Origin of the sequence: Halogeometricum borinquense DSM 11551 (assembly GCF_000172995.2) — an archaeon.
GTDB classification, from domain to species: domain Archaea; phylum Halobacteriota; class Halobacteria; order Halobacteriales; family Haloferacaceae; genus Halogeometricum; species Halogeometricum borinquense.
Genome location: NC_014729.1, coordinates 240,023 through 254,445 on the forward strand (window position 1 = coordinate 240,023; position 14,423 = coordinate 254,445).

At 61.1% G+C, this 14,423-nt stretch carries 17 protein-coding genes; 10 read left to right on the forward strand and 7 right to left on the reverse strand.

Features of this window, described 5'->3' with window-relative positions; all coding sequences use genetic code 11:
* Positions 1-170 precede the first annotated feature (170 nt).
* The gene (gene hisA / locus HBOR_RS01235) at positions 171-908 is read left to right on the forward strand and encodes a 1-(5-phosphoribosyl)-5-[(5-phosphoribosylamino)methylideneamino]imidazole-4-carboxamide isomerase (protein WP_006055649.1); all 738 of its coding nucleotides are present in this window, start codon (positions 171-173) and stop codon (positions 906-908) included.
* Between the two features lie 30 nt (positions 909-938).
* Here hisA and HBOR_RS01240 read toward each other — a convergent pair whose 3' ends face one another.
* Positions 939-1,178, reverse strand: coding sequence for a hypothetical protein (locus HBOR_RS01240; protein ID WP_049890429.1), 240 nt, complete (start codon positions 1,176-1,178; stop codon positions 939-941).
* A gap of 139 nt (positions 1,179-1,317) precedes the next feature.
* On the opposite strand from HBOR_RS01240, the gene hisB reads away from it, so the two are divergent.
* The gene (gene hisB / locus HBOR_RS01245; RefSeq protein ID WP_006055650.1) at positions 1,318-1,929 is read left to right on the forward strand and encodes an imidazoleglycerol-phosphate dehydratase HisB; all 612 of its coding nucleotides are present in this window, start codon (positions 1,318-1,320) and stop codon (positions 1,927-1,929) included.
* A gap of 264 nt (positions 1,930-2,193) precedes the next feature.
* Here hisB and HBOR_RS01250 read toward each other — a convergent pair whose 3' ends face one another.
* Positions 2,194-3,000 (reverse strand): hypothetical protein, encoded by an 807-nt coding sequence (locus HBOR_RS01250; protein ID WP_241432373.1) that lies wholly within the window; start codon positions 2,998-3,000, stop codon positions 2,194-2,196.
* A gap of 113 nt (positions 3,001-3,113) precedes the next feature.
* On the opposite strand from HBOR_RS01250, the gene HBOR_RS01255 reads away from it, so the two are divergent.
* The 5 genes from HBOR_RS01255 (at position 3,114) to HBOR_RS01275 (ending at position 8,145) form a co-directional block, all read left to right on the forward strand.
* Positions 3,114-3,617: a hypothetical protein gene (locus tag HBOR_RS01255; RefSeq protein WP_006055652.1), complete on the forward strand. Its 504-nt coding sequence runs from the start codon at positions 3,114-3,116 to the stop codon at positions 3,615-3,617.
* Positions 3,618-3,699: 82 nt separating this feature from the next.
* Complete coding sequence (locus tag HBOR_RS01260; RefSeq protein ID WP_006055653.1) at positions 3,700-4,320, forward strand: IMPACT family protein; 621 nt, start codon at positions 3,700-3,702, stop codon at positions 4,318-4,320.
* An 80-nt stretch (positions 4,321-4,400) separates the two neighbouring features.
* Positions 4,401-5,537 (forward strand): NAD(P)/FAD-dependent oxidoreductase, encoded by a 1,137-nt coding sequence (locus tag HBOR_RS01265; protein WP_006055654.1) that lies wholly within the window; start codon positions 4,401-4,403, stop codon positions 5,535-5,537.
* 68 nt (positions 5,538-5,605) lie between these two features.
* Positions 5,606-7,765, forward strand: a complete 2,160-nt coding sequence (locus HBOR_RS01270) for a S9 family peptidase (protein ID WP_006055655.1) — start codon at positions 5,606-5,608, stop codon at positions 7,763-7,765.
* 110 nt (positions 7,766-7,875) lie between these two features.
* Entirely contained in the window at positions 7,876-8,145 is a 270-nt protein-coding gene (locus HBOR_RS01275; RefSeq protein WP_006055656.1) for a hypothetical protein, read from the forward strand.
* 325 nt (positions 8,146-8,470) lie between these two features.
* On the opposite strand, the gene HBOR_RS01280 is transcribed toward HBOR_RS01275, so the two are convergent.
* Positions 8,471-8,908 carry a hypothetical protein gene (locus HBOR_RS01280; RefSeq protein WP_174261574.1) on the reverse strand — a complete coding sequence of 146 codons (438 nt, stop codon included), beginning with the start codon at positions 8,906-8,908 and terminating at the stop codon, positions 8,471-8,473.
* A 263-nt stretch (positions 8,909-9,171) separates the two neighbouring features.
* Positions 9,172-10,269 (reverse strand): glycoside hydrolase family 26 protein, encoded by a 1,098-nt coding sequence (locus HBOR_RS01285; RefSeq protein WP_006055658.1) that lies wholly within the window; start codon positions 10,267-10,269, stop codon positions 9,172-9,174.
* Between the two features lie 142 nt (positions 10,270-10,411).
* Here HBOR_RS01285 and HBOR_RS01290 point away from each other — a divergent pair, with 142 nt between their 5' ends.
* Together HBOR_RS01290 and HBOR_RS01295 are read left to right on the forward strand one after the other, a co-directional pair.
* Positions 10,412-10,717 (forward strand): TackOD1 domain-containing metal-binding protein, encoded by a 306-nt coding sequence (locus HBOR_RS01290; RefSeq protein WP_013440420.1) that lies wholly within the window; start codon positions 10,412-10,414, stop codon positions 10,715-10,717.
* A 5-nt stretch (positions 10,718-10,722) separates the two neighbouring features.
* On the forward strand, positions 10,723-12,426 hold the full coding sequence (locus tag HBOR_RS01295) for a glycosyltransferase (protein ID WP_006055660.1): 1,704 nt from the start codon (positions 10,723-10,725) through the stop codon (positions 12,424-12,426).
* Here the strand turns inward: HBOR_RS01295 and HBOR_RS01300 are convergent.
* The 3 genes from HBOR_RS01300 to HBOR_RS01310 all read right to left on the reverse strand — a co-directional run bounded on the left by HBOR_RS01300 (position 12,423) and on the right by HBOR_RS01310 (position 13,704).
* Positions 12,423-12,626: a DUF7569 family protein gene (locus HBOR_RS01300; RefSeq protein ID WP_006055661.1), complete on the reverse strand. Its 204-nt coding sequence runs from the start codon at positions 12,624-12,626 to the stop codon at positions 12,423-12,425. The two genes, HBOR_RS01295 and HBOR_RS01300, sit on opposite strands and share 4 nt — an antisense overlap.
* Before the next feature lie 80 nt (positions 12,627-12,706).
* On the reverse strand, positions 12,707-13,387 hold the full coding sequence (gene upp, locus HBOR_RS01305) for a uracil phosphoribosyltransferase (protein ID WP_006055662.1): 681 nt from the start codon (positions 13,385-13,387) through the stop codon (positions 12,707-12,709).
* 128 nt (positions 13,388-13,515) lie between these two features.
* Positions 13,516-13,704 carry a hypothetical protein gene (locus tag HBOR_RS01310; protein ID WP_006055663.1) on the reverse strand — a complete coding sequence of 63 codons (189 nt, stop codon included), beginning with the start codon at positions 13,702-13,704 and terminating at the stop codon, positions 13,516-13,518.
* A gap of 420 nt (positions 13,705-14,124) precedes the next feature.
* On the opposite strand from HBOR_RS01310, the gene HBOR_RS01315 reads away from it, so the two are divergent.
* Positions 14,125-14,421 (forward strand): hypothetical protein, encoded by a 297-nt coding sequence (locus HBOR_RS01315; protein WP_006055664.1) that lies wholly within the window; start codon positions 14,125-14,127, stop codon positions 14,419-14,421.
* Positions 14,422-14,423 lie beyond the last annotated feature (2 nt).

The following is a 14,423-nucleotide window of genomic DNA, read 5'->3' on the forward strand; positions in this document are numbered from 1 at the left end:
GTTCTTGAATGGCTCGCCTTCTCTCCCGACATTGTCTACACTCTCGCCGCTTTCAGATGCGTCCGTACACCCGCCGATTTGGACACATCCGTACACCCGTCGCTTTCGGGCACGTCCGTACACCCGCCGCCTTCGGTGACTTTACGCGCGGTGCGCGTCCACACACGTCTATGGCTGAGGCGTTCCCGACGTTCGAGGTGGTTCCAGCAGTAGATATGCAGGACGGCGAAGTCGTCCAGTTAGTACAGGGCGAACGCGGCACGGAGAAACGATACGGTGACCCTGTCGCGGCCGCCGAGCGGTGGATCAATGAGGGGGCGGACACGCTCCATCTCGTGGACTTAGACGGTGCGTTCGAGGGTGAGCGACAGAACGCCGACGCTGTCGAGGCCGTCGTGGATGCCGTGGATGTCCCCGTCCAGTTGGGCGGTGGGATCCGAACTGCCGCGGACGCAATCGACCTCCTCGAACGCGGCGTCGAACGCGTCATTCTCGGCACCGCCGCCGTGGAGAATCCCGACATCGTCCGGGAGATAAGCGACGCACACCCCGGATCGGTAATGGTGAGCCTTGACGCGAAAGACGGCGAAGTCGTCGTCTCCGGATGGACCGAGGGAACGGGGCTGGATCCCGCTGCGGCCGCGGCCCGCTACGAGGAACTCGGTGCGGGCGCGATTTTGTTCACCGACGTGGATGTTGAAGGACAGTTAGAGGGCATTCAGACGGCCGTCACACAGCGTGTCGTCGATGCCGTCACCATCCCCGTTGTCGCCTCCGGCGGCGTCGCGTCGCTCTCGGACGTTCGAGCGTTGAAAGAAGCGGGTGCCGCCGCTGTCGTCGTCGGGACGGCACTCTACGAAGACGCGTTCACGCTTCAAGCCGCACAGGACGCGGTAAGCGAGGACTAACGCGCAAGGCGTGCAGACGCCGGGACGCGCTCATTTTGGATTTCGGTGTCCACTTCCGCTTTGGCTCCCGCTCTGACTCCACGCTCTCCTTTTTCCCCCACTCCCGTCTGTGTCCGCTGCCCGGAGCGCAGACAGCTTTGCGACGACTGCGGTCGAAACAAGCGCGATGAGCGCGACGCCCAGTGCCGCCCCCGTCCCAGACTGTGCGAACAGGAGGAGACACCCGACTCCGAGCGTGTACAGCGCCAGTACTGCCCCCTTTACTCCCATGGTGTTTCCTAGCACTGTCGTCAATACCTATGAATATCCGGCAGACAGGCGTCAGACGGGTACAAAACGGATACCAGCGTTTCTGTCTCCCGACTCCGAAGAACGCAACCGTGATACTGTTTGACGACGACACGCGAATATGAGCGACGACGCCGACTCGGACGCCACGTCGCGGACGGCCGCCGTCTCCCGTGAGACGGCCGAGACGACCATCGAGGTGACACTGACGATAGACGGCGACGGCGACGCCACCGTGGATACCGGCGTCGGATTTTTCGATCACATGCTCGAAGCGTTCGCCAAGCACGGCCTATTCGATCTGACGGTCAACTGTGACGGCGACTTAGAAATCGACGACCACCACACCGTCGAGGACGTGGCTATCGTCATCGGCGACGCCTTCTCCGAAGCGCTCGGCGACAAACGCGGTATCGTCCGCTACGCCGACCGGCAGGTCCCTCTTGACGAAGCCGTTGCGGGCGTCGTTGTGGACGTGAGCGGCCGGCCGTACTTCGACTTCGATGGCGAGTTCTCCCAAGAGCAAATCGGGGACTTCACGAGCGACATGGCCCGGCACTTCGGCTACTCGCTGGCGATGCACGCCGGACTCACGCTTCATACCGAGATCCGCGGCGAGAACGCCCACCACGAGGCCGAAGCCCTGTTTAAGGCGCTCGCTCGCGCACTGGACGACGCGACGCGAGTAGACCCGCGGCGAAGCGATACGCCGAGTACGAAGGGCGAACTCTGAGGTTTGTCGGCGCCCGACGAGTTCCGACCGCGTAACTCCCAGTTATCGGTCGTAGCGCTCGGAGCGGGCGAGGACAGCGAGTGCAACCCCCATCACGAGCATCGGTGGGACGGTCCCGTCAGTGACTGCTGCTGTCACACCTCCAACGACCAGCCCTACTCCGGTGATCCCCGCGTTTTCACCCGATTTCGAGTGGGTGCCGGAAGTGACATACGTGACCCCGTTTTCGCTATCCTATACTTTCTTGCAGTGGTTTTTGCGGTCTCACGCGCGCCGTAACTGGCCGCCGTCGTCGGCTAACACGTCGCGGTGAATGGCGTACTCGATGATGTCGTCCACTTGGCTCGGGTCGAGGTCGTACGCGCCGCTTGCCAAATCCGCGAATTCGGTTCTTTCGACGGGGAATTCGCGGTTGTTCAGCAGGCGCATTACTTTCCGGAAGTTCGGCGGTTCCGACTCGGCGGGTTCCGCGTCGGTTTCCTTCGTCTCGGTCGGCGTCTCGTCGGTCTCGTTCGTGGTTTCGTCATCTGCGCGTGACTCTCTTTGCTCTCCCTCGTCGGCCGCACCGGCGGTGTCATCCCCGCTCGCTGACGCGTCAGAAGTTTCGACAGCGGCGCTCGGGGTGTCCTCAGTGGCATCGTCGGCTTCCTCATCGACCGGTTGTTTGTCACTGACTGGTTCGGCTTCGGCGGCCGAGTGGTCGGTCGTTGTCGAGCTGTCTTCCCCGACCAACGTCTCAGCGGGAGTCTGTGCTGTGGCTGAGGTGTCGGGTGACTGGCCGCTCCCTTCGACTCCCCCATGTTCGCCAGACTCGGTAGATGCTGGGGTTGGGTTGGGCGATGAACTTCGTTCTCGCTGGGTGTCTTTCTCCACCGACTGTCCGGATTCCCCGGCGCGCAGTCGGTTGAGAAGCGGATCGATGACGGTTTCGAGTGTCTCCAAACAGCCGTCGCAGAGGACGACCCGACGCTGTTCGGACTCCGTTGGAGACAGTTCTGCGGGCAGGACTTCGTAGATTCCGGCGGCATCGCCGCCACAAAAGTCGCAACTGCGCAGTTGACGCATGGACATACGCGATTCGTCTGCCCCACACGAGTTAAACCCTCTTTCCACGCTCGCCGCTTTCGGCCGTGCGGGACGAACATGTGTCTTAATGCGGGTCGGCGTGTATCCCCCGAAAAGCGATGTTCGACGAGATTATGCGAAAGTTCGAGGGAAGCCCCAGCCAACAGGAGGTTATCCGCCTTCTCCTCGAACGAGGGTTCTCGGTCAACGACGAGGGTCGCGTCGTCTCCGGCGGCATCGAGATTCCGAACACGGGTATCGCCCGCGAAATCGACGTTGACCGCCGCGTTGTCGATTCGACGACGAGTGCGATTCTCGAAGACGAGGAACTGCGGCGTATCTTCCAGAACATCTCGTCGATTCCGAGTCTGATGGATCTCGCTCCGGTCCTTGACCTTTCGGTACTCACCGTCGAAGTTGCCGACGCCGACGCACCGGGAATCGTCGCCGAGATAACCGGCCGCCTTGCAGAGCGCGATATCTCTATCCGGCAGACCATCAGTGAGGACCCCGAGTTCACCGACGACCCGAAACTCTACCTCGTCACCGACCAACCCGTTCCGGGCGACCTGCTGAACGAACTTTCGAGCATCTCGTTCGTCCGGCAGATCAGCATCGCCTGAACCGAGGTCGCCGTCTCGTGCCGGGGAGTGCTGTCTCGCCGCCGACCGAATCCTTTTGACCGAACCCGAACCAACACCGTCTATGACCGACGCCTACCGCACCGTCGCCGGTCCCGCCGAGGCCAGTTTCGAGGTTCGCGGGTCGGAGTTCATCGGCTACGTTGACCGCGCAAACACAGTCGAAAAAGCGGAGGCGTTCATCGACCGAATCGAGGAGCGACATCCGGATGCGACGCACAACGTGCCCGCCTATCGGGTTCCGGCGGGCGGAGACTCGGGAGGAGCGAACACGATGCTCCGCGAGTACTCCTCTGACGACGGTGAACCGTCCGGGTCCTCCGGCAAACCAGCCCTGAACGTCCTCGTCCAGCAAGAGATTCGAAACGTCGTCGCCGTCGTCACGCGCTACTACGGCGGCACGAACCTCGGCGTCGGCGGACTCGCTCGCGCGTACTCCCGCGGCGTGAAGGAGGCCGTCGAGGCCGCCGGGACCGTCGAGGAGGTCCCACACGAGACGTTCTCTGTCACCGTCGCCTACGACGACTCCGGTTCCGTCCGAGGTCTGTTGGAGAGCGCCGACGTGTCGTTCGACGCCGCCTACGAGGCGGACGTGTCGTTCGACGTGCGCGTCCCAGTCGAGGAAGGTGCGGAACTCCGCGACCGACTCAGAAGCGCGACCAGCGGCCGGGCGGATATCGAGTAGCGGCACGATTCCCCGGTGAATTACCCACCTGAACCGCCGGGAGCGACACACTCAGGGTGTGAACTTTCGTGCCCAAAACCATGACAGACCGACACGAAGCAGTCGTGGTCGGCGGCGGCATCGTCGGGTCGTCCGTCGCCTACCACCTCGCGCGTGAGGGCGTCGAAACGCTTCTCGTGGACCGCACCGACGACGGCCGCGCCACTGACGCCGGTGCTGGAATCCTCTCGCCCGGTACGACGAGCAGGGACAACGAGCCGTGGGTCAAGTTCGCCGTCGAAGCAGTGGCCTACTACGACGAGTTGGTTCCTGTTCTCGAACGCGAACAGGACGGCCCGCACGGCTACGCAAAGCGCGGCGTTTTGAGCGTCGCTATGGACGACGAGGAGGCCAACGTGTGCGACGAAACGCTCGAACGCGTCCGCAAGCGACAGGAGCGCTTCGGCACGCCCGAACCGGGAACCGTTGAAGAACTCGACGCTGACGAAGCGCAGGCGAAGTTCCCGCCGCTCGCAGAGACGGAGCGCGCGTTCTTCTCAGCGGACGCCGCTCGCGTCAATGGACGGACGTTCGAGGGAGCGCTCCGCCGCGCCGGGCGGACTCACGGTCTGTCCGAACGCGAGGCGAGCGTCGAGACGCTTCTCGTCGATGATGGCGGCGTGGAGGGCGTCGAACTCGCGGGTGGCGACCAAATCGAGGCTGAGAGCGTCATCATCGCGGGCGGTGCGTGGTCGCAGTCGTTCGGATCGCAACTGGGTGTCGAGATACCCGTCGAACCGCAACGCGGGCAAATCGTCCACCTCGACGTGGACGCCGACACCGACGGCTGGCCCATCGTTAGCCCATTCCGTGGCCACTACATGGTTCCGTGGGACGACGGCCGCGTCGCCGCTGGTGCGACCCGCGAAACTGGTTCGGGATACGCTCCACACACGACCATCGAGGGCCTGACCGAGGTGTTCGAGCAGGTGCTTCGCGTTGCGCCCGGACTCGCAGACGCAACGCTCCGAACCGCGCGTGTCGGCCTCCGCCCATTGAGTCCCGACGGCCTGCCAGTTTTGGGTTCGGTTCCGGACGTATCGGATGTCTACCTCTGTACGGGGCACGGACCGACGGGACTGCAGTTGGGACCGTACAGCGGGAAGTTGGTCGCGGATGCCGTCCGCGGTGAAATACCCGAAACTGATCTCGAACCGTTCGCCGTCTCCCGGTTCTAAGCCACCGACTCGCGGCCGTCCCCGCCGGTGGGCGTAACACTTTCACGAGACGCTTCGAAGGCGGCGACATGTCTCAGATTTCTGCGACTGACTACCACGATATTGTGCAGGTCGAGGATCCGCAGGTGTCACCCGACGGAACGCGCGTCGCGTTCGTCCGAAAAGAACCGAAAGATGACGAATCGTACGAACAGACGATCTACGTCGTCCCGGCCGCGGGTGACTCCGATCCACGACGACTCACCATCGCAGAAGGTGTCGATTCCCAGCCCCGATGGAGTCCTTCGGGCGACCGACTCGCGTTCGTCTCGACACGCGGTGCGGACGACGACCGCCCGCAACTGTGGGTCCTTCCAATGGACGGCGGCGAGGCCGAACAGGTGACCGACGTACCGGGCGGCGTTTCGGGCATCGAGTGGAGTCCGGATGGGACTCGAATCGCCTTCCAGCAGGCGACCACCGAGACCGAACGCGAGGACGGAATCGATCTCGGAATCGGCGACGAGGAGTACGAACGCGAGGCATCCGATCCCCGTGTCATCGACCGTCTGATTTATCGCCAACAGACACAGTACCGCGATGGCACGGTCGCGCACGTCTATCTCGCCCACGTGGACCGAGACGACGACCGGGTCGAACGGGTCACCGACGGTGAACTCGACCACGTCGCTCCTGCGTGGCGCGACGACGACACACTCTATTTCGGCGTGAAGTTCCCGCAGGGTGAGGTCGAACCCGACGACAGTCCCGTCATCGATATCCAGTCTGTGGAGTTGCCCTCTGGCGACGTGACGGACGTGACGCAGACGACCTGTTGGGGCCTCGTGATGGACGTTGCCTCCGACGGCCGCGTCGCCTACGTCCGCACGCCCGAGGAACGAATGTCGATGCGGAGTTCCGACATCGAAGTGTACGACCCCGAGACGGAACGAGCGGTCGTCCCCACCGAAACGCTCGACCGGACTGTAGACCTTGCGGCCGGCCTCTCGTGGGGACCGGACGAGGAAGACGTGTACTTCCTCACGCCCGATGGAGGCCATTACGTCACCCGGCGGGTTTCGGCCGATGTCGAAGAAAGGAGCTCTGCAGACCGGGAAACACAGTCTGACGACGCCGAACCAGAACTCCTCATCAGCGACGGGCATACTACTGGATTCTCTATCGGCGCTCGCTCCGACTCGCCCGTCCTCGCTGTCGCCAAAAGCGAATGGGACCACCCGGGCGACGTGTTCGTCTTCGAATCGGACGAAGAACGTCGTCTGACTGAGGTGAACGCCGATTACCTCACGGAGGTTGACGTACAGGAACCCGAGGAGATCTGGTTCGAGTCCGACGGCGTCGAGGTGCAGGGATGGGTGCTGACGCCGCCCGGATGCAGCGAAGATGAGACGTACCCGCTCGCAGTCGAGATTCACGGCGGCCCGCACGCGATGTGGTCCACCTCGGGGACGATGTGGCACGAGTACCAACTCTTGGCCGCGCGCGGCTACGTCGTTTTCTGGTCGAATCCACGCGGATCGACCGGCTACGGAGAGGAGTTCGCCACTGCCATCGAATCCGACTGGGGTGACGTGACGATGACCGACGTGATGAACGGCGTCGAGCGCGTCTGCGACCGTGACTACGTGGACGCCGAGAACGCCTTCGTCACCGGCGGGTCGTTCGGCGGGTACATGACCGGGTGGATCGTCGGCCACACCGACTTTTTCGCGGGTGCTGTCGGTCAACGGGGCGTCTACGACCTCTCGTCGTTCTACGGTTCGACAGACGCCTTCAAACTCATCGAGGGCGACTTCGACACGACGCCGTGGGACGACCCCGAGTTCCTCTGGGAGAAGTCACCCGTCGCCTACGCCGACAACGTGACGACGCCGACGCTCGTGATGCACGCGGACAACGACTTTCGCGTCCCCGTCAACAACGGTGAGATGTTCTACCTGTTCATGAAGAAGAACGGCGTCGAGACGCGTTTCGTTCGCTATCCGCGCGAGGGCCACGAACTCTCGCGGTCCGGCGAACCCGGCCACGTCGTAGACCGCCTCGAACGCACCGTCCGTTGGTTTGACGGCTACTCGGACTACCACGACGTGCCCAAAGCGCTCGAACGCGGTGACGACGGCCTGTCCGCGAATGAGAGTGACAGCGAGTCAGACGACGAGGCCGACGCCAGCGACGACGCCGAAACTGGCAACACCGACGGCGACACTTCTGCGGACACCGACGAGTAAATTCTTCCCGGCGTTCCGCTTCTCAGGGGCAATGCGTGGATGATTGTGGTTGTTCTTCATACACGTCAACGTCCGGTGATTTAACCCGGCGACGACGCCATAACGACACCGTGTCACTCCAACTGATCGCGCCGGCAGTCTTGGGACTGGCTTGTCTGGTCGTGGGGTACGTACTCGTGTTTCGCGTTGAGACGGCGCTTGCTGTCCAAGAGAAGTATGCGGAGGCAGCTAGCTCGACACCGCCCTCAGAGAATCCTGAGTACTACGAAGAGACACACGAGCATCGGCGGTGGACGTTCTATTTGGGTGGTATGGTTTTGCTTGCGGTCGGTACCCTGCTGATCGCAGCGGCGGTCTACGGAACGTTCTCCGTCGAATAGCTCTTGGATCGAGTGTGTTACATGATCTCAGATATATAATAACTTCTCGATATATACTGCTCCTAACCGCTATACGGGATAGTTTCATATCCACTTTTTCAATACGCTATCTCACCGCAGTCGGGTGGTTTTCGAGGCGAAGTGAAGGGGTTTTGACCATCGCAATCTCACTGACGCTCCGTGTCTCTCAGGACGGGTACGTTTCGCGTGGAACGCGACGGGTGGTCCGTTTCCACTCGTTCGGTTCGAAAGAAAATCGCACGACTGCATCGATGTTCGACCCGAAGCGGAGGGGTTTGGGTGCGACCGAGCTACTTGACGACCGCTACGCCGTGGCTTTTGCGCGCTCGTGGTACCATCCGCCGAAGGCACCGAGCGGGATCACGAACCAGCCAGCGGCCACGAGAGCGAAGACGAATGAGGGGATGAGAAGGAGGGCGAACCCTGCCGCCTCCGAGACCGGCATCGCACCGCTGTTCACGTTGCTGATAGCCAAGAACAGTGCGGGGCCGAGCGAACCCACTGCGAGACTAGCGAGCGCAGTCATCGCGCCGAACACTGCGCCGTAGAGTTCTCGATTCTCTTTGGGGTACAGTTTCCGCCAGAGGAGCGTCCCAATGACGAACGAAGTCGGAAGTACCAGCGGGAGGAAGAACAGACCCATGCCGAAGGTAAATCCGAGCGTTCCGTTTCCGGTCTTCGCGGCGATGGCCCACGCGCCCGCAAACCAGACAACTGTCGCCAAGAGTCCAGTCGCGGCCATCGCGATTCCACCGCCGATGTCACGCCGAGAGGCGTAGGGGAGTCGCCCCGGACCGAACCGCTTGCAGAGATTTCGTCCCATGAATAAATGTGGATTGAATAACAGTAAAAATGTATCGTACTCTGACATTAGGTGGCATCTGATTTGCGGTCCTATTCGACTCGTGTTCAGAAACTTCAGCTTACTTCCTCGGAACCGACGAATAGGGGTTGCATACCGATGAATTTCTCGGTGAAGCGTGGCCTGAGTCACGCTAACCGGCCTCAAAACTCGCCGCGGAACTCACGGTCGGTGAGTCGTCGCCTATCGACTGGGTGCGCTCCGAGCGTCGTCGATTTGGTCATCTCTTGTCGATACGCGTTGTACACGTGAACCGTTTCGCCGTCCTGCGTTATCTCGTCGGTACCGCGAACGCTGTCGAAGACGCGCCAGTCGGTCTCTTTCGTATGATTGAACCAACAGACCATCTTCACGTCTTCTGTCCGCACGTAGTCGTATAGCTCGGTGATCCACGCCCCCTTCCGTTCGGGGTCGTTCCCTGAGTCCACTTCGGTCGAACAGCCGACTTCCGTGATGGCAATGGGTGCGTCGGTGACGCTCCGTATCTGTTTGAGCGCCTTCCCGTATATCTTCGGCGGCGCGAACCAGCTGACCCAGTTCCACCAGTTGTACCCGTTTACCCCCGCCCAATCGACGACATCGTCGCCGGGGTAGTAGTCGGGTATCGGGATGCCGCCGCGCCCACCGGCGTTCGGTCCCCAGATCCACTGGATGTTCGAGGAGTCGAGTCCGTTCGACATCACGCGCCTGTGGACGTGACGGAACATCGCCACGTAGTCGTCGGGCGTCGAATCGCCAGCGGGCGCACCCCACGGCACCCAGTCACCGTTCATCTCCGGTGCGAATTCGAGGAATAAACGCCGGTCTGGTCGCCCCCACCCACGTCGCATCCACTTCGTGAGCGCGTCCCGCCACGCGTCCACGCTGTCGTCGTGTTTTCCGTCGGCGATATCTCTCGAAATCGTCGTTGACGTCTCCGTCTTGGTGCCGAACGTCGGTTCTAACACCAACATCGGGACGTGTCCGTGCTGCCAGATCGATTCGAGTGACGAGACCGTTTGCGCTATCTCCTCCTCAGATTGCCCAAGCGTCGCATACTGGACGACGACTGCGTGCGGCTTGCCGGTCCACTGCTCGAACCGGTCGAGAGACCGAACCGGCGACCGTTGTATCGAAACCCCGGCGAGGAAGTCGCCGGTGCGCGTCTCTCCGGTACCCGCTACGCTACGTACGATACCAGCCCCGCCAACAGTCGTCCCCGCCGATGCGGCGACCAACCCCAGAAACCGCCGTCTCTCCATACTGCTTCGTCGGCATCCCGACTCCATTAGTAAGATACGACTATTTGGCTGGGTGCTAGGCTAAAGCTCGCATTTCGCACCCGACCATTCCACGCATGCTCGACATAACAAAACAGTCGAAAACGCTCTCTTGGGGTGCATGATGGGTGGAGAACAGATATCTACTGGACTGGACGCGAGCGCAGACACGGCTTGTCCCGACTGCGATGGTGGGCGCGTCCAGCGGGTTGGGATGTTCGAACACACGACGTGTGGATTCGTCGATGTCGCGGCAGGATTCGACGCTGCGGACCGCTATCTCAGTTGTCCAAAGTGCGACGAAACGCTGACGACGGCGGATGACGGTCTCACGTGCGTCGCGTTCGTCCTTCACTGTCCCGAGTGTGACAGACGCTTCGACGACGTAGCGATCCCGTCGCTTGCGCCGCAGTCGGCGGAGGCAGACTGAGGGCGATGAACGAACCGACAGACGACGCTTTCGGGTGGTCAACACGCGCGCCGGTACAACTATTGCTACTCTTCTTTGTCGTCCTCGCGGGAGTGGTGTTGTTTCCTCCCGTGATGATTTTCGGCCCGCTGGGGTTCGCATTCGTCTTTGCGGCCCTCGTATTCGGCGCGGTACGCTGGCAGCGGTGGTCTGAACGACTCTTCGGAACCGGTCTTCCGATTCCCGGGTGGTTCGTGGCGGCGATACTGTCGTCGTTAGGTCTGTTTGCTCTCCTCGCCTACACCGAACGATACACCACCGAAGCGACGCCGTTCGTCTTTCTCGTGGCGTTTTGCCTTCCGTGGGTGGTCTCACTCACGGTCGGTGGTCGACTTCGTCGGTTGGCTAACACACGGGTACGACTCTCCATCTGGCTTGCTATTGTCCTCTCAGCACTCGTTCTCACCGGCGGATTCGTGTTCGGGTGGTCGGTTCCAACACCGTACGAGATGGCCGTCTTCGCTGGATTCGTCGTTATCGCCTTCATCGTCGTTGTGGTATTTCCGCTCACTATCGTGCAAATGCGCGGCCGAGAGGAGTCGGACCACACACTTGATGACGACGATGCACCGCTCGTAAGTGTCCTCGTACCTGCGTACAACGAATCGAACTACGTCGGCGACTGTCTCGATTCGATACTCGCTTCGGACTATCCAACAGACCGGCTGGAAGTCATCGTCATCGACGACGGAAGCACCGACGGAACGTATGCGGAGGCATCGGCCTACCGAAACGACCGCGTGTCAGTCTTTCACCGCTCGAACGGTGGAAAGCATGCGGCGCTCAACCTCGGGCTCTCTTGTAGCCGCGGTGATGTTGTCGTCGCAGTTGATGCCGACAGCATCTTGGCACCGTCCGCTCTCCGAACTGCTGTCGAACAGCTTCAGTCTGATCCACGCTTGGGTGCCGTTGCGGGCACCGTCGTCGTCAATAACGCCGACGGAATCGTTGGCAGTGTGCAGGCGTTAGAGTACGTTCTCGGCATCAACACGCTCCGTCGGGCGTTTTCCTACCTCGGTACGGTGATGGTAATTCCCGGTTGCCTCGGCGTGTTCCGCCGTGAGGCGCTCTCGGAGGTCGGCGGCTACGATCCCGACACCGTTACCGAGGACTTCGATTTAACCGTCAGACTCCTCAAGGCGGGGTGGCGAGTCGAACTCAGTGAAGCTCTCGTCTACACTGAGGCTCCGTTCTCGCTGACTGACCTTTTGAACCAACGCCTTCGGTGGACGCGCGGGAACATCCAGACGCTGCTCAAACACCGCGACGTATTTTCGGAACCGGCGTACGGATTCCTTCATCGCTTCGCGTTTCCGCTTTCCGCGCTGTCGATTCTGTTTGTACCGTTTGCGAGTATTGTTGTTACGACGATGATCTTCGTCGCAATACTCAATGGCGCGTTCCTCGGGGTGGCGCTCGTCGCAGCATACTTCCTGTTTGTTCTCCTCTTCGTCGCTGCGATGGCGCTCGATCTATCTGACGGCGACTGGCGATTGCTCGCGTACGCCCCGCTCCACCTTGTCGGCTACCGGCAATTCCTCGATGTCATCGTGATTCGGACGGCGTTAATGCTGCTTCGCGGAACGAATAAACGGTGGGAGTCAGTCACACGCGAACGCCAACAGTCGTCGGAGGCGCTAGCAGGATCACAGCGTCCCAGTGACGACTAATCGACGATGATTCCCGACCCTTCGTCGCCCGTCCGTTCGCTCGCCATCTCGGTTCGGTAGCGTTCGATCCATCCGGCAAAGCAGTTCGGACAGAGTCGCTGACTGTCAACTTCCGAGCGGTCCACAGTGATTCTGACAGTACGCGCGAGTGCGTCTGTCACTTGCTCTCCACACGCGTCGCATGGATCGGTATCGCTCATTGCACCCACGTCTGTCGGCCGCCGCTATAGTCGTTGTTCTGCACGAACGCGAGAACGAGTGTAGAGAGGGGTGGGTCGCGCTACTTCGTCCGGAACGCGCGGTCGCCCGCGTCACCGAGTCCGGGGATGATGTAGCCATCGTCGTCGAGGTGGTCGTCGATAGAGACGGTCAGCAGGTCGGCATCGGGGAACTGGCCGCCGACGCGGAGCAGTCCGTCGGGGGCGGAGACGGCCGAGAGAACGAACAGGTCCGTGGGTTCGGCCGCGGCGTTCGAGAGTACGTGGTCGAGGACGGCGCACATCGTGCTCCCGGTGGCGAGCATCGGGTCAGCCACGATAACGGTATCTTTCTCGGTGATCTCGGGTAGTTTCACGTAGTCGATGGTGATGGGGAACTCGCCGTCGTCGTCCATCCCTGCCTCTTCGTCGCGTCCGGCGCTGATGACGCCCTGCTTTGCCCGCGGGAACGCCTTCAGCAGTCCTTCGACGAACGGCGTCGCCGCGCGCAGCACGTTGATGATGACGACGTTGTCGAGTCCTTTCACGTGCTCGCCGGTCGTCTCGGTTAGTGGCGTCTCGACGGTGACGTATTCGGTTTCCATCACGCCGTCGATGATTTCGTAGCCACAGATGCGGCCGAGTTTCACCAGACCCTTCCGGAACGCTACCTGCTCGGTCTCAACGTCCCGAAGTCTTAGGAGCGTGTCTTTCGCCAGCGCGTGCGTGATAAGGTACGCGTCGTCTCGGTCTTCGATGGGCATGTTGTTCGAAACGCGGGCCGTCCACAGACATAAATGCCGTTGAATCCGCCGGAGACTCCTCGTGCGAGTGGTTCACGCGATGTTGTGTACCGCGGTGATGCCTCCGTTATCGCGTCGTTACCGCGTCGTCATCGCGTCACGAGATACGTGACCGCCATCAAGACGAGCGCTAACGACGCGACGTTCACGAACGTGAGTTCTACCATGCCGATAAAATCTAATCCCCACACCACGACTGCCGCGAACACTGACGAGAGAACGAGGTTCATCACGAACAACACGCGCGGGTCCCCGCTCGACGTGGGGTTTGTTCCCATACACGACCCTCCGCCCTCCGCTACTTAGATTCTTTGTCGTTGTCCGTGCGTCCCGCGGTCGAAACCGACCGTTCGCCGCCGACTCACACCCGGGTTGGTGGTAACCTATGAGGGAAGCTTCGCCGTGCAGGAGATCTACGACGAGGGCGACAAGACGGTGGTCGTCGCCGGCGCACACGGTGTCAGGTTCACCAGTATAACACCACTGACAAGATAGAATTCTAACCATCCCATACTGATCCTGAAAAGATTATTTCAACTCAAAAATACTTTTGATTAACTTTTGTTTGGAACAAATTAGTCCCGCACAATGGCGGACTATTTCAACTGCTTTCACCCAACGCCCTCTCGCAAACGTGGTATCTGCGTGTTTGTCTGTGAACGATACCCTTTTCTCCGACGGGAGAGGTACGTGAACTCATGTCAATTGCGGAGCGAATCGCGGAGTACCGCGAAATCGTCGAAGAATGGCTTCGCGGGTTCTACCACGGGCTTATCTCGCATCCGGCCTACGAGAAGATCGAAAAGGAGGCCGAAGACCAAGAGGACGCCTTCATGCTGGCGTGTTTCCCCGAGGCGTTCGGCATCCCGAGTCCCGTCTCCTACTACACTGCTGAACTCCTGCCGTATCTTGAAGACGAGTTCGAGGCGTGGGAACGGCGGATGTGGGATCGTGGGTCGCTTCTCGAACGAAAGGGCCAGCAGTACCATTTCTGACC

Coding starts and splice junctions, on each gene's coding strand:
- HBOR_RS01280 (WP_174261574.1), bottom strand. CDS start 8,908: ATGGCCGCGACTGGACTCTTGGCGACAGTTGTCTGGTTTGCGGGCGCG.
- HBOR_RS01240 (WP_049890429.1), bottom strand. CDS start 1,178: ATGGGAGTAAAGGGGGCAGTACTGGCGCTGTACACGCTCGGAGTCGGG.
- HBOR_RS01250 (WP_241432373.1), bottom strand. CDS start 3,000: ATGTCCATGCGTCAACTGCGCAGTTGCGACTTTTGTGGCGGCGATGCC.
- HBOR_RS01310 (WP_006055663.1), bottom strand. CDS start 13,704: ATGGGAACAAACCCCACGTCGAGCGGGGACCCGCGCGTGTTGTTCGTG.
- HBOR_RS01270 (WP_006055655.1), top strand. CDS start 5,606: ATGTCTCAGATTTCTGCGACTGACTACCACGATATTGTGCAGGTCGAG.
- hisB (WP_006055650.1), top strand. CDS start 1,318: ATGAGCGACGACGCCGACTCGGACGCCACGTCGCGGACGGCCGCCGTC.
- upp (WP_006055662.1), bottom strand. CDS start 13,387: ATGCCCATCGAAGACCGAGACGACGCGTACCTTATCACGCACGCGCTG.
- HBOR_RS01260 (WP_006055653.1), top strand. CDS start 3,700: ATGACCGACGCCTACCGCACCGTCGCCGGTCCCGCCGAGGCCAGTTTC.
- HBOR_RS01315 (WP_006055664.1), top strand. CDS start 14,125: ATGTCAATTGCGGAGCGAATCGCGGAGTACCGCGAAATCGTCGAAGAA.
- HBOR_RS01255 (WP_006055652.1), top strand. CDS start 3,114: ATGTTCGACGAGATTATGCGAAAGTTCGAGGGAAGCCCCAGCCAACAG.
- HBOR_RS01285 (WP_006055658.1), bottom strand. CDS start 10,269: ATGGAGAGACGGCGGTTTCTGGGGTTGGTCGCCGCATCGGCGGGGACG.
- HBOR_RS01290 (WP_013440420.1), top strand. CDS start 10,412: ATGGGTGGAGAACAGATATCTACTGGACTGGACGCGAGCGCAGACACG.
- HBOR_RS01265 (WP_006055654.1), top strand. CDS start 4,401: ATGACAGACCGACACGAAGCAGTCGTGGTCGGCGGCGGCATCGTCGGG.
- HBOR_RS01300 (WP_006055661.1), bottom strand. CDS start 12,626: ATGAGCGATACCGATCCATGCGACGCGTGTGGAGAGCAAGTGACAGAC.
- HBOR_RS01295 (WP_006055660.1), top strand. CDS start 10,723: ATGAACGAACCGACAGACGACGCTTTCGGGTGGTCAACACGCGCGCCG.
- hisA (WP_006055649.1), top strand. CDS start 171: ATGGCTGAGGCGTTCCCGACGTTCGAGGTGGTTCCAGCAGTAGATATG.